This is a genomic window from Arcicella sp. GW458-12-2-14-TSB2, assembly GCF_059423785.1.
The window spans coordinates 1-14019 of the sequence record NZ_JBWKYN010000046.1 but is presented as its reverse complement, the minus strand read 5'-3'; the positions used below and the strand labels follow the sequence as shown (position 1 = coordinate 14019).

Genomic DNA, 14019 nt, shown 5'->3' with positions numbered 1-14019 from the left:
CAGACTCTGTCTGCAAATGCAAATATTCAACAATTAAAAATATGCTTACAGAAATCAATCCAAAACTCCCCATGCGTAATAAAGCAATTACACGGGATTTTTATGTAAATCAATTAGGCTTTCAAGAATTTGGTAGTGCTGATTTTGAGGGCTACTTGATGGTACAAAAAGACAATATTCAAATACACTTTTTTGAGTTTACAGCAATAGACCCCAAAGAAAACTATGGTCAGGTATATATCAGAACAGATGATATTGACCAATTGTACCAAACATTTTTAGACACTAAAACAAGCATTCATCCAGCAGGACATTTAGCACTAAAACCTTGGGGACAAAAAGAGTTTTCAATCCTAGACCCAGATAATAATTTGCTGACTTTTGGGCAGCGTATTTATTAATGTTTTGCTGGTTTGCAAGGAGTAAGAAAGAATACAAATCACGAAGTAATAAGGGTATTATTACATGGTGAATACTCTTGATAGCTAAAGTCAAGCTTTGCTTAATATTTGAAATAGAGAGAGTAATAATTGTTTAAGCTAATAATTGCTTAAAATTTTCCGCAGTAATTACAGGTATTTTAGGGAAGTCAAGCTTTTTTAGGATATTAAAATGTTTGTCGTCAGTTACAATATAATGGGCATTCCCAACAAAAGCGCAATCAACAAATTTATTATCATCAGCGTCAGACTGAATGATATTAAGTTGAAAGAAGACTTCAACTTTTTCCACATTTGGTAAGATTATTAAGAAGTCAAGGAAGTTTTTAGCGACATCCTTATTGAAAAATTGCGTTATTTTTTCCTCATATTCCAATAGAATTTCTGTACTTACCAATGCTGAGTAGCTTTGTATATACAATTCATCAATCAGCATAGCATATTCAGATTTACTTGAGATAGCTCTTAATATTACATTTGTATCTAATACGACCTTCATACTGCTAATCTACTGCTTGCATTTGAGCATCTGTGTATCCCTTATCTTCCCAAATTTTATCGGCTGATTGACGCACTTTATCCAAGAAAAACTTTGCCATTGTCCTCTTTAATTCTAATAATGTTTCATCGGATACACCTGTTGCATAGAGTTTTAATAGCTCTAATTGAACATTTGAAAGTGGAGGCTTAATTGTTGATTCTGTCATCGTAAATTAATTTTTATTAAAAATAAAACTTTTTTACAAATAGTTGTCTATGGCAGCATTTTATTCTGTTTAATAGTTTCAATTCAATCTATTCCTTACAAATCAAAGCCACACACTGTGCTGCAATGCCTTCACCACGCCCTACAAAGCCAATGTGTTCGGATGTTGTAGCCTTGATAGCTAAATCTTCTTCTGGGATATTCATTACTGCTGCTAAGCAGGTTTTCATGGCTGGAATATGTGGATTCAGTTTGGGCTCTTGTAAAATCACTGTTACATCAAGGTTGTTTACTTCCCAACCTGCTTCACGAATCATTTCTAGTACTCTTTTTACCAAAACCTTAGAATCCACCCCTTTATATTGAGGGTCTTTGTCGGAAAAATGATAACCTATATTTCGCATATTGGCAGCACCCAATAAAGCATCACAAATTACATGGCAAACAATATCAGCATCCGAATGCCCAACCGCACCGTGGGTATGTGGAATGATGATACCACCTAACCAAAAATCTCTTCCTTCTTCAAGGCGATGCACATCATAGCCTTGTCCTACTCTTAATTTCATATTTTTAGTTTTGAGCTATAAGCTTTGAGAGATGAGCTTTTGACTTCGTTATGCACAACTGATGTCATGACTTCAAGTCATGACATCAGTGAAACTAATAGCTCAAATCTCACTGCTCAAAGCTGTTTTTACAAATCTTTTAAAATGGCATTCTTAATTAAAAATGGATGCGACCAAGGCACAAAATGATTCATGGTATCTATCCTAACAATCTCTACTTTAGCAGAATTGACCAACATTTTCTCCGCAAAATCAGCGTTCTGTGGATTGACCAACATATCTTTTCCACCCTGAATTACGATAACAGGTTGGCGAATATTTTTCCACAAAGGTAACATCTTTTCTAATTCTGGTTTCAAATATAAGATTTCATCATTAGAAGCACGAAAAGATGCAGGAATTAAAATACTAATCGGTTTAAATGTCATCGGAATCCTGAACCATTTCTCATTAGGTTCCAAGTCTGGTGAGATAGAACCTGCTACAATGATCAGATTATCAATCAATTCAGGATAATCCATCGCCATTCGGGCAATTACTGGGCCACCCAAGGAATGCCCAATTAGGATGATTTTTTTTCCAAAACGCTTTTCATGGGCTACAATCGGTTTTAATAATGCTACTTGTCTTTGTAAAGATTTTTCACCTTCTCCTAAATCTGAATCTCCAAAACCAATTCTATCTACCGAAACCATTTTTACTTTTTTCAACAAAGAAGTGTCTTTCATGAAATCAATAAAGGCTGTCCATGAACCCGGAGAACCATGTACAAAAAAAGCTACTGGGAGGCTATCATTTCCAATTTCAGCATAATTCATTTTTATTCCTTGTACATCAATTTGATGTTGTATTGGTTTGTTCTTCAAACCCGAGAAAGATGCATCTATTGCTTTTTGACTCATTTTGAAGTTAAAGCAAGAAGACAATATTTGTGAGATGACAAAAATAGTGAGATAGACAATGAGTAACCTTTTTCCGATTTTTAGCATTAGTTTCAAATTTATGAATGCATAAATATTAACCTTTTATTGTTTTGTAAAAGTCGGGAAAATGACAAAGAAAAACCCCACAGAATAACAAGTATTTGTGGGGTTTGTTTTTGATATAACGATAAAACTTTTTATTTATATGCAGGAGTACGTTTACGCATATAGAAATACAAGCCTATGAATGCAAAAATCAAGATAGCAGGAAAAATCGTCATGTTAACAAGTGTTGCCTGTCCGGCAGTTAATTCAGCAATGTCGCCAGTAAGTCCAGCTTCAGCAGCTTTTACTTTTTCGTCATCTATCCAAGAACCAATAATTGGTTGGAAAATAGAAGTAGAAAACATTCCCATACCACCCATAATTGAAAGACCGAATGCTCCAGTTCTAGGTAAGTTTTCAGCTACAAAGCCAATCATTGTTGGCCAGAAATAACATACGCCTACCGCAAAAATTACAGCAGATACGTAAACCATTCCACCTGTTGCTTGGCTCAATAGGATTACACCAATAGTTGTGAAGATTGCCGACGCTAATAATACACCTGTCGGATTGATTGAGTGAACAATAGGACCAGCAAAATAACGACCTACTGCCATTAAGCCTGTTACTAACGCTAAGATAATCATTGGACTTGCACCTGCTTTACCAAGTACTGGACCAATCCATTGCTCAGGGCCGAACTCAGAAATAGCTGTTAAAGCCATACAAGCTAACATGAAAAGGTATAAAGGCGATAACATAGATTTTAGGTTTTCTCCAGTCGATGCAGCACCTTCCTCTACACTAGCAGGAAATGACTGTCCGAAGAATAAGAATGCGTAGCCTACAGCTGGAATCAAAATAGCTCCAATTTGTAATTGCCAACCCATGTTAGCAGAAGTCATGAATTGAGAAAGAAGACTTCCGATTACGATACCTCCAGGAAACCACATGTGAAAACGATTCAACATTTTGGTTTTTTCATTCCCTTCATACATGTCAGAAATCATCGGATTACAAGCGGCTTCAACGGTTCCGTTACCAAATCCAACAAAGAATGTTGAGATTAATAAAGTCCAGAATCCACCAGAAAAAATAGTCATAACCAGACCAAGTACGTGGGTAAAGAAGGCTACCCAGATGATTTTTTTAGGGCCAAGTGCATTATATAAAGGACCACCAATAATCATAGCGATTGGAAAGCCCAAAAAAGCCATTTGATTTACGTAACCTAGTTCTTGTGATGAAAGTTGAAATTCTGCACCAAGTTGAGTAAGAACACCGGCGCGGATACCGAAAGCCATTGCAGTGGTTATTAAGGCAAAACAACTTCCTAGGAAAAGCTTGTCGCGGTTAACGATTTGAGACATAGTTGATTAGGGATTAAAAAAGTGTTAAATAAATTAGAAATCTTGGTTTTGTGAAATATCATCAGAGAAAAATCTATCAAAAAAACGAATTTTTTTCGAGATTCTCTGTAAGTTCTTATCAGTATTTTTATGAAATTTTGTACTTACTTTATCACAAGAAAGGATTTAATTAAAATACTATGCGGTAAATTTGTGATAAATAAAATTCATAAATAATTACTTACCGACTGATTGATACGAAAAATGGCAAGAAAAGTTAGAATGGGTATGATTGGTGGAAGCTTAGAAGCTTTCATCGGAGCTGTTCACCGCCGTGGTGCGGCATTGGATGGCGAAATTGAATTGGTTTGCGGAGCATTTAGTTCTGACCCAGCTAAATCAAAAGCGACAGGTGAGGCTCTTTATCTCTCTCCAGACCGTGTTTATGGTTCATTTGAAGAAATGATTTTGGCTGAAAAAGCACTTCCCGAAGGAGAAAGAATGGACTTCGTTTCTATTGTTACTCCAAACCATGTTCATTTCCCTGCGGCCAAGATGGCATTGGAAAATGGTTTTCATGTGGTATCAGATAAACCAGCTACCTTAAATTCAAAAGAAGCCTATTTATTAAAAGATATTATTGAAAAATCAGGATTGATTTATGCGTTGACGCATAACTATTCGGGTTATCCAATGGTTAAAGAAGCTCGTGAATTAATCAAAGCAGGAGCAATTGGTAAAATCCGTAAGGTAATCGTAGAGTATCCACAGGGATGGTTGGCACAATTAGTTGAAGCTACTGGTCAAAAACAGGCTGCTTGGAGAACTGACCCTGCTAGAAGCGGTGCCGCAGGCGGAGTAGGAGACATTGGTACGCATGCTGAAAACTTGGCAGAATATATCACAGGCTTAAAGATCACAGAGATTTGTGCTGACTTAACGATTTTTGTAGAAGGTCGCCAGCTTGATGATGATGCTAATATGCTTTTACGTTTTGATAACGGCGCGAAAGGAATTTTGCACAACTCGCAAATCTGTAATGGTGAAGAGAACGATTTGAACATTAGGGTATATGGAGAGTTTGGTGGTTTGAAATGGAAACAAATGGAGCCTAATACATTGATTTTGACTAACCAAGAAAATGGTTCTAGAATTATTCGTACTGGTGTGGGTAATCTTTCAAAAGCGGCTCAGGCACATACTCGTCAACCAGCAGGACACCCAGAAGGATACATCGAAACATTTGCAAATATTTATAGAAACTTTAGCTATGCACTGAGAGCAAGATGGGGAGAAGAGGCTCAGAAAAATGCAACAGGTGGTTTAAAAGGAGAGTCTGCTAGTTCGTCTGGCTACGACCCAGCAATCCATGATTTTATGGGTATTGAAGAAGGTTTACGTGGAATGGTGTTTATTGATACCGTTCTGAAATCGAATGCAGCAGGAGCTGTTTGGACTAAAATGGAAGTTTAGTTTTGTTGGATAACAAAAAACATCCTCTAAAAAATAAATATTTATTTTTTAGAGGATGTTTTTAATCAGAATTCATTTATTGAACCAATTTTGCCTCAAAGTCATGACTCATCAATGTTATTTTTTGTTTCAATAATTTAGCTCGTTCTAATAATAAATCAGCAACTCCTTCTATTGGTTGCTCATTATTTTCTTTCAATATTATATCAACTTCATTACCTAAAGCTTCAATTTCCGAAGGATTTCGAGCATTATCTATCTTTAAGAAAATAGCGCTGAGTTTTTCAAGAGGCTTCATAACAAATATTGTTTTTTGAGTTCAGCTAACTGTTTGTTAATTTCTAAGATTAAGTCAAGTAATTCGTCTATTTCGGCTGCCTTAAGAAAGACTTGCTGGCTATTTAAGACTTGCTCATATACTTTCTTTTCAGCCTCAAGCATCATTACTTTTAATTTTTTGTTCATAGATTAAGTAGTACTAAGGTCAGAAACTATACAAAAGAGATGTTAAACAAATATAACAAAATTACTAACACGAATATTATTGCTCTTAATGTTTAACAGCATATTTTTCGGGATTCTTATCAAACATTTCTTTACAAACTACACTACAAAAACTTACTTTTTTGCCCTGATAAGTAGAAGTATGTTTGGCATCTTTTTCTACGTGCATTTTACAAATAGGGTCTTTGCCTTCTTCTAACGCTACCTCTTTTTTTATTTTGCTGATTTGTCCCTTAACAGCTTTTGCTGGTTTTTCTTGAGAATAGCCAATATGGACAAATGCTAAAAAAGCAACTGCGGTGATGATTAATTTCTTCATTCCTGTATTTGATTATCGTTTTTACTAAAAAGCATATCTAATTTTCAATGGTCGCTTTTATGAGGTGAATGGTCTGCACAAATTTACGGAATATACCATTATATTTTTTAACAGTTTATCTTTAATTAAATTTGTCTAAGTCTCTCTTTTATAAGGCTTTTTTTAAGGAGTAATTGCTAATAAATAAATGTCTAAAATGACAAAAAATAATTTATCAAAATATCAGATTATATTTCTTCATATTGCTTTTTGGGCTTTTATGTTGGCATTACCGTTTATACTCCAAGCACAAAATGCTGAACCCCCTCGAGTAATTATTCACCGTCCGCCGCCACCACCAAGGGTATCGATTACTATTTTCTTTGCAGTCTTTACCTTATTGAATATTCCATTTTTTTACCTGAATAGCAATTTTTTGATTCCCAAGATTTTAAAAGTTAAAGGCATTGGATGGTATTTGCTTTCTATTGTTTGTTTGATAGTTGCGGTGTTTTTTCTAAACGGAATTATTAAAAATACCTTCTTTAATGCACGGACAATGCCCAAAACGGGTTTTACCTTTCAATTGCTTTTCTTTTTAGCGATCAGTACGTCATATCGGATTGTATCAGATAGCATGGAAGACGAAAAGTCTAAAAAAGAACAAGAAAACGAAAGACTAAAGTCTGAACTATCCTTTTTACGCTCTCAAATTAGCCCGCATTTTATTTTTAATGTATTAAATAGTATTGTTTCACTCTCAAGAAGAAAACCAGAAAAAGTAGAACCTGTAGTCGTAAAACTATCAGATTTGATGCGCTATATGCTGTATGAATCTGATGATGCTATGGTGACCTTAGAAAGGGAATATCAATACCTCAGAGCTTATATTGAACTACAGCAATTACGCTTTGGAGACGATATTGCTATTAATTTTCAGGTGGGGGAATTAGATAAAAACCAAACGATTGAACCCATGTTATTGATTCCATTTGTAGAGAACTCATTTAAACATGGGGTGGGTATGATTGTCAATCCAACCATTGATATTGTATTGACTACAGAAAAAAACAGCCTGACATTTGAAGTAAGTAATAAGGTGAATCGTCAATTTCAGGAAAAAAAGGATGATGCTTCGGGTATTGGATTGACTAATGTAAAACGAAGATTAGAATTACTTTATCCAGAGAACCATCAATTAATTATTAAAGACGAGGCTGATTATTACAAAATAAAGCTCATCATTATTCGTAAAGATGATGAGGCTTAATTAGTTTTTGTAATGTTACAATCAACAAAAAGAGTATCTTTGATGTTAGATAAGACATGATTTTATCCTATTTTAGGATAAATCTTGTAATAAATAAAATTGCTTATGCTTAATTGTATTGCCGTAGATGATGAAAATCTAGCCCTTGATTTACTTGAGGATAATATCAACAAAGTACCATTTTTGAAATTGGTAAAACGTTGTAAAAATGCTTTTGATGCCATCGAAGTTGTGCAAAATGAAGAAATAGACTTGATATTCTTGGATATACAAATGCCAGGCATCACTGGTGTGCAGTTTTTACATAGCCTCAAAAATAAGCCGATGGTGATTTTTGTAACGGCTTATAAACAGTATGCATTAGAGGGATTTGAGTTAGATGTGGTAGATTACCTCCTAAAGCCTATTGATTTTGAGCGATTCCTAAAAGCTGTTAATAAAGCTTTTGAACTATATACTTTAAAAAACAAACCTCAGGTTTCAGAAGAAATTCATGAAGATAAAATCTCTGCCATTTTTGTGAATGCAGATTATTCGCTGGTAAAAATCAGGGTATCAGAAATTACTTATATTGAAGGATTAAAAGACTATATTAAAATCTATATTTCTACTTCTACCAAGCCCATCGTAACAAGAATGACGATGAAAGCCATCGAGGAGAAATTGCCTACTCCCGATTGTTTTAGAGTACACAAATCTTTTATTGTTTCACTTGATAAAATAGAATCTATCAGAAATTTAAAGATTAAAATTGGCAATGCTCAAATTCCAATCAGCGAAAGTTATTCTGAAGGCTTTTTCAAAATCATAGGTCAATAAGTATACACATTTCTCGATTTCATATCAAATCATAGGCTTTTAACAATTTTTAACGCAACTATTCCACAATAATAGAGGTCTATTTGATGTATTCTTAAGTATGTGGCAATTTATGAGAAGATTGCCCTAACTTTGTACTTCGGATTAACCAACTGTATTTCATGAAAAAACTTTTTCTATTAACCACTTTAGTACTATTCTCAGTGAAGGTATTTTCGCAGGTTACAACAACTACTGGGATTACTATCAAAGATGAATTCTATAATAATCGCCCCTTAGCTGAAATTCTAGCAGACTTAGAAGCAAAATCAGGCGCTAAATTTATTTATGACCCCACTAAAATTAAAGGTTTATATGCAAGTTACTGGTTTGATAATATGACATTAGAAACTGGAATGAGAGGACTTTTAAAAGGATCGGGTCTGAAATTCTATGTGGATGATAACCAAATAGTGCATATTGTTCCTAAAACACAGAAGGTGTATATAAAGAGTAGCTATAATAGTGGTACTTATTATGGTGGTAACTCAGCAGTGCCTGCACCTGCTATTGCTGATGCTGCCATCAAGGCTCCAAGTACAAATGGTACTACTCCGCAACTTTCTGTTAATCGTCCTGCGATTGAAGCTATTCCACAAACAACTCGTCGTCAGGCTGCATTAAAACCAGCTACTAAATTTGACTTTACCTTCACGGGTAAAATCCTTGATGCACGTTCTGCTGAGCCGCTTCCCTTCGTGAATATCATGATTAAGAGTAAGAAAACGGGTACACAAACCAACGTGGATGGTTATTTTACACTCTTGAAAGTTCCCACAGATACGACTACGTTAATTTTGAGTTATATTGGTTATGTAACTACTACAATTAAACTCGTTCCAGATGCGCCTATTAGTGGTATTACCATCGAAATGGAGCCTGATAATACTGAATTAGATGAAGTGGTAGTAAAAGGTGAAAAAACAGAGGTGTTGAAAGCTGCCGAAACTATCGGTATGTTTAAAATGACTCCCCGTAACATCGCTAAATTACCAAACGTTGGGGAAAAAGATATTTTCCGTTCTTTCCAGTTGATGCCGGGGATTAGTGCTGCCAACCAGTCTTCTTCTGGTTTGTATGTGCGTGGTGGTACGCCCGACCAAAACCTTGTGCTTTATGATGGATTTACCGTTTATTATGTAGATCACCTTTACGGGTTCTTCTCGGCTTTCAACTCAAATCCAATCAAAGACGTTCAGCTTTATAAAGGTGGTTTTGATGCCAAATTTGGAGGAAGAATTTCATCTGTGGTAGAAATTACCAGTAAAGATGGTAATAAAAGAGAATTTAATTTTGGTGGAGATTTAAGCTTAATCAGTGCGAATGTATGGGCGGAAGGGCCAGTTACTAAAGATAAAAAGATAACTTTCTCAGTAGCAGGTCGTCGTTCATGGGCAGGTCCTTTGTATAATAAAATCTTTAATACCTTTAACTCAAGTACTACTAGTACTCAAGGCGGAGGTTTTGGCGGAGGTTTTAGAAGGTCACAAAGTGCACAAACAGCCACATCATATTTTTATGACTTAAATGGTAAAGTAACTTTCAAACCATCAGAGAATGAGAATATAAGTTTGAGTATCTATAATGGAGATGATTATTTAGATAACTCTCAGAATTTAGGCCTACCATTTGGTGGAGGTGGCGGATTTAACAACACCGACCTTTCTAAATGGGGTAATACAGGGACAAGTTTGAAATGGTCTAAAAAATGGAGTGATAAATTCTATACAAACACCTTGATTAGTTATTCTAACTTCTTCAGTGGAAGAGATAACACAAGTGAAAATACTTTTGTAAGAAATAATGAAACAACTACCGTTAAATTTGGCTCTATTGAAAGTAATGACTTAAAAGACTTTTCTGCTAAAACTGATATTGAATACAATACTTCTAAGAGCAATCAGTTGGCTTTTGGTATCCAAGCTACAAGGCTGAATATTCAATATTCAAATAGCCAAAATGATACGACAGTTATTATTGCTAAAAATGATAAAGGAAGTTTGTTAACAGCGTACTTGCAAGACCAATTAAAATTATTTGATAACAAACTTGTTTTAAAAGGAGGTATCAGAGCTAACTATTTTGATGTTACTCGTAAAAACTATTTTGAACCAAGATTATCAGGTACTTATGCAGTAAACGACCGTTTGAAATTCAAAGGAGCTTGGGGTATTTATTATCAATTTGCGAAGCAAGTTGAAAGAGAAGATATTTCTAATGGTAGCCGTAATTTCTGGGTATTGGCTAATGATTCTTACTTGCCTGTTACCTCTTCAACACATTATATATTTGGATTGAGTTATGAATTGAATGATTATCTGTTTGATGTTGAAGGATATTACAAAGATATTCAGAATGATACTCGTTATACGCTTCGTTTTGCTCCACAGATTGGTCGTGGTTTAATTGCTAACGAAACATTCTTTAATGGTACTGGTAAAGTAAAAGGTATTGATTTTTTGGTTCAGAAGAAGTTCGGTGACTATACTGGTTGGGTAGGTTATACTTTTGCTCATTCGGATAAATACATTGCACAGTTTTCTGCTAACTCATTCCCTTCAAACTTTGACGTAAGACATGAATTTAAGTCTGTCAATATTTATAAATTGGGACGTTGGGATTTAGCCGCTACTTGGATTTATGCCTCAGGAAAACCTTATACTTCAATTGTAGGAGGATATACAGTAAAATTACTTGATGGGACAGAAAAAGACTTTACAGACCCATCTATCACTAATGGTAATCGCTTACCTGCATCGCACCGTTTAGATGTATCGGCAACCTATAATTTTGGACATGGTAGTATTGGTCTTTCAGTGTTTAACGTTTATGGAAGAACAAACGTTTGGTACAAAAAATACCAGACTATTACAGACGAAACTACAGGTAACAAATACTTGTCTATCACTGATGTAAACTATTTGGGCTTTACTCCGAATCTTACTTTTAGCTATAAGTTTAAGTAAATAAGATTTTCTTTGGCTCATAGATTTTGGAGACAAAGAGGCTAAATTAAAAACGACAAATGAAATCATATATCAAATTTATATCATCAAAAAATAACCTTTTGGCCATCATAATCTTTGCTTCATTGTTAGGGATTGTGGCTTGTGATAAAGATTCAAACTTTATCGAAGGGGGTGCAAGACCCGTTGTTGAAGCGTATTTAGTAGCAGGAAAGCCAATTTCTTTATCGGTGAAAAAAGAAATTGCTTATAATGAAGATACCTCAAATACGGAAGCTCCAATCAATGGATTAAATATCAAAATTTCGGATGGCACCAATACTTATTCGTTAACTTCTAATGGTGCGGGTGTGTACAAATCTGATTCAACGGTGAAATTAAAGGTAGGCGTTACTTACAATTTGTCATTCACTTATAATGGTAATGCTGTAACTGCGAGTACAATTATCCCTACAAAACCTGTTGGTTTCAAAACGGATATTACATCTATCGCAAGAACTAAATTGAACTTATCATCTGGCGGAGGTTTTGGTGGAGGTTTTGATGAGAATACCGATGTTAATTTATCATGGAGTAATCCAAATAGCGATTACCATTTTGTGGTAGTAGATAACATTGAAGCTAATCCTGTGTTGATTATTACCTTGCCAACTACAAGTAATTTCAATGATTTGACAAGACGTTTCAGAAGTCAGCCTGTACAAGGAACTACTACACAGTTGCGTTCTCAGCAATTCCAATATTTTGGTAAACATAATCTTGTATTATTGAAAGTAAACCCAGATTATGCCGCTTTGTACAATAGCACAGGAAGTACTTCACAAAATATTAGTACGCCACCTACTACCATTACAAATGGACTAGGTATCTTTACTGGAGTAAATGCAGACACATTGGCATTTACAGTAAAACAAAAATAAGCTATATATGGCTGAATTTAGGACAACCTTTACTATTCCAGTTGTACAAAATAAAATTACAATTGATTCCCAATTAATCACGCTAGGCTCTTGCTTTGCTGATGTGGTTGGGAATCAGTTGAAAAATAATAAGATCAAAATCGAAGTGAATCCATTGGGGACATTATTTAATCCTCTTTCGATTTTTAAAATCCTCTCTCCAGATTATCAATTAGCCGACGAACGCTTGTTTGTCGAGCATCAAAAAACTTGGTTTCATTACGATTTTCATTCACAATTCTTTGCTCAATCTAAGGATGTGCTTAGGGATAATATCGACAAACATCTTAAAGGCTTATCTACTCAATTACTTCATACAGATTTCCTGATTATTACCTTCGGAACAGCTTTTATCTACAAGCTTTTGGAATATCCTGCTTATGTAGCTAATTGCCATAAAATGCCAAGCAAATATTTTGAAAAAGACCTACTAAGCGTAAAAGATATATGTAAAAGTTTTGCCATACTTTATAAGCAATTGAAAGAAATGAATCTGAATTTGAGAATCGTCCTCACGGTTTCGCCAGTGAGGCATACAAAAGACGGTATTCCCGAAAATCAGGTTTCAAAATCTATCCTACGTGCAGCTTGTCATTATCTAACGACAGATTATAGCGATGTTGAATACTTCCCTTCTTATGAAATAATGATGGACGATTTGCGTGATTATCGCTTCTATAAAGCAGATTTAATTCACCCTAATGAAGTAGCGGAGCAGTATATTTTTGAAAAATTCGCAGACACTTATTTTGATGAAGAATTAAAAGCATTGGTAGCAGAATGGACTCAAATAAAAAAAAGGCTGTCACATCGTCCGTTTAATGAGCAATCAGATGCCCATCAGAAATTTCTAAGCAATCTTTTATCAGATTTAATCCGAATAAGCTCGACAGTTGATGTGTCAGACGAGATTGAATTGGTGAAAGAGCGAATAGCCCAAAAATAAAAAACCTCGATAGAATCGAGGTTTTCAGAGCTTCATTGTTAAATGGTATTGTATAAGAGGATAGTTAATTGTTTTTTGCCAAATAATTATTGGCGGTTACTCTATAATTATCAAAAATTGCTCTGGTAATATTTTTTAAATCTCTATTAGCTAAAGATTTGTTTGATTTCAAAATTTTTGAAGCATAGCCCATCCAAAATACTTTGTTTGAGTTTTTGTCAATCATCGTAATGATTAATGTGCCATTATTCAAGCTTTTTCGGTATACATCAAGTGTTTCGTGCTGTAAAGAAGTATTTACATATACTTTTTTTACATCTTGCATACTGATATTTTTATCATAAATAGCATAAGAAACTAAAACATCTGCGTTATCGCTCTCTGTATAGCCTCGTATTGCCATCTGCGTCTCTATCTCTTCCTTAATCACCATTTCGTTTAACGATGACTTTGATTCCTGTGGGCGACTCACTTCTTGAACTATCGCAAAAGAACGATTTTCGGTATTTATTGCATGAAAGTCGTTATTAGCTTTCACTTGTATTACTTCCCGAGTGCATGAAGTAGCAAGAAGTCCAACAATGAATGTTGTAACAACTATGCGTTTCATTAATTTTTAAGATTGTTTTTGGATATTGGCATTTAAGCCTTTACAAATGTAGTAGAAAAAATATTAAAAATATAACTTTATTTACTTTTTTTTTAATTAATTT

16 protein-coding genes are annotated in these 14019 nt (G+C 34.7%); 7 read left to right on the top strand and 9 right to left on the bottom strand.

The window, feature by feature from the left end:
- Positions 1-41: 41 nt before the first annotated feature.
- The gene (locus AC07XN_RS08940) at positions 42-401 is read left to right on the top strand and encodes a bleomycin resistance protein (protein WP_494742786.1); all 360 of its coding nucleotides are present in this window, start codon (positions 42-44) and stop codon (positions 399-401) included.
- Between the two features lie 133 nt (positions 402-534).
- Here the strand turns inward: AC07XN_RS08940 and AC07XN_RS08935 are convergent, their stop codons facing one another.
- From AC07XN_RS08935 to AC07XN_RS08915, 5 genes are all read right to left on the bottom strand, one after another.
- Entirely contained in the window at positions 535-939 is a 405-nt protein-coding gene (locus AC07XN_RS08935; RefSeq protein ID WP_309912833.1) for a putative toxin-antitoxin system toxin component, PIN family, read from the bottom strand.
- 4 nt (positions 940-943) lie between these two features.
- Positions 944-1147, bottom strand: coding sequence for a DUF8507 family protein (locus tag AC07XN_RS08930; RefSeq protein WP_309912831.1), 204 nt, complete (start codon positions 1145-1147; stop codon positions 944-946).
- A gap of 88 nt (positions 1148-1235) precedes the next feature.
- Positions 1236-1715, bottom strand: coding sequence for a 2-C-methyl-D-erythritol 2,4-cyclodiphosphate synthase (gene ispF, locus AC07XN_RS08925; protein WP_309912829.1), 480 nt, complete (start codon positions 1713-1715; stop codon positions 1236-1238).
- A gap of 128 nt (positions 1716-1843) precedes the next feature.
- A complete protein-coding gene (locus AC07XN_RS08920; protein ID WP_494742785.1) occupies positions 1844-2617 on the bottom strand; it encodes an alpha/beta fold hydrolase in 774 nt (257 codons plus the stop codon).
- Between the two features lie 218 nt (positions 2618-2835).
- Positions 2836-4053 carry an MFS transporter gene (locus tag AC07XN_RS08915; protein WP_309912825.1) on the bottom strand — a complete coding sequence of 406 codons (1218 nt, stop codon included), beginning with the start codon at positions 4051-4053 and terminating at the stop codon, positions 2836-2838.
- A gap of 261 nt (positions 4054-4314) precedes the next feature.
- Here AC07XN_RS08915 and AC07XN_RS08910 point away from each other — a divergent pair, with 261 nt between their 5' ends.
- Positions 4315-5505 carry a Gfo/Idh/MocA family protein gene (locus AC07XN_RS08910; protein ID WP_494742795.1) on the top strand — a complete coding sequence of 397 codons (1191 nt, stop codon included), beginning with the start codon at positions 4315-4317 and terminating at the stop codon, positions 5503-5505.
- Between the two features lie 76 nt (positions 5506-5581).
- On the opposite strand, the gene AC07XN_RS08905 is transcribed toward AC07XN_RS08910, so the two are convergent.
- The 3 genes from AC07XN_RS08905 to AC07XN_RS08895 all read right to left on the bottom strand — a co-directional run bounded on the left by AC07XN_RS08905 (position 5582) and on the right by AC07XN_RS08895 (position 6328).
- Positions 5582-5803 (bottom strand): hypothetical protein, encoded by a 222-nt coding sequence (locus tag AC07XN_RS08905; RefSeq protein WP_309912822.1) that lies wholly within the window; start codon positions 5801-5803, stop codon positions 5582-5584.
- A complete protein-coding gene (locus AC07XN_RS08900) occupies positions 5800-5970 on the bottom strand; it encodes a hypothetical protein (RefSeq protein WP_494742784.1) in 171 nt (56 codons plus the stop codon). The genes AC07XN_RS08905 and AC07XN_RS08900 overlap by 4 nt, the downstream gene beginning before the upstream one ends.
- A gap of 85 nt (positions 5971-6055) precedes the next feature.
- Positions 6056-6328 (bottom strand): YHS domain-containing protein, encoded by a 273-nt coding sequence (locus AC07XN_RS08895; RefSeq protein ID WP_494742783.1) that lies wholly within the window; start codon positions 6326-6328, stop codon positions 6056-6058.
- A 196-nt stretch (positions 6329-6524) separates the two neighbouring features.
- Between AC07XN_RS08895 and AC07XN_RS08890 the strand changes: the two genes are divergently transcribed.
- The 5 genes from AC07XN_RS08890 to AC07XN_RS08870 all read left to right on the top strand — a co-directional run bounded on the left by AC07XN_RS08890 (position 6525) and on the right by AC07XN_RS08870 (position 13306).
- Complete coding sequence (locus tag AC07XN_RS08890) at positions 6525-7577, top strand: sensor histidine kinase (protein WP_494742782.1); 1053 nt, start codon at positions 6525-6527, stop codon at positions 7575-7577.
- A 105-nt stretch (positions 7578-7682) separates the two neighbouring features.
- Positions 7683-8396 carry a LytR/AlgR family response regulator transcription factor gene (locus AC07XN_RS08885; RefSeq protein ID WP_309912815.1) on the top strand — a complete coding sequence of 238 codons (714 nt, stop codon included), beginning with the start codon at positions 7683-7685 and terminating at the stop codon, positions 8394-8396.
- Between the two features lie 161 nt (positions 8397-8557).
- Positions 8558-11401 carry a TonB-dependent receptor gene (locus AC07XN_RS08880; protein WP_494742781.1) on the top strand — a complete coding sequence of 948 codons (2844 nt, stop codon included), beginning with the start codon at positions 8558-8560 and terminating at the stop codon, positions 11399-11401.
- 59 nt (positions 11402-11460) lie between these two features.
- Positions 11461-12321 carry a DUF4249 domain-containing protein gene (locus AC07XN_RS08875; protein ID WP_323246351.1) on the top strand — a complete coding sequence of 287 codons (861 nt, stop codon included), beginning with the start codon at positions 11461-11463 and terminating at the stop codon, positions 12319-12321.
- Between the two features lie 7 nt (positions 12322-12328).
- Positions 12329-13306, top strand: coding sequence for a GSCFA domain-containing protein (locus AC07XN_RS08870; protein WP_494742780.1), 978 nt, complete (start codon positions 12329-12331; stop codon positions 13304-13306).
- A 64-nt stretch (positions 13307-13370) separates the two neighbouring features.
- Here AC07XN_RS08870 and AC07XN_RS08865 read toward each other — a convergent pair whose 3' ends face one another.
- Complete coding sequence (locus AC07XN_RS08865; protein ID WP_494742779.1) at positions 13371-13916, bottom strand: DUF4136 domain-containing protein; 546 nt, start codon at positions 13914-13916, stop codon at positions 13371-13373.
- Positions 13917-14019: the final 103 nt, after the last annotated feature.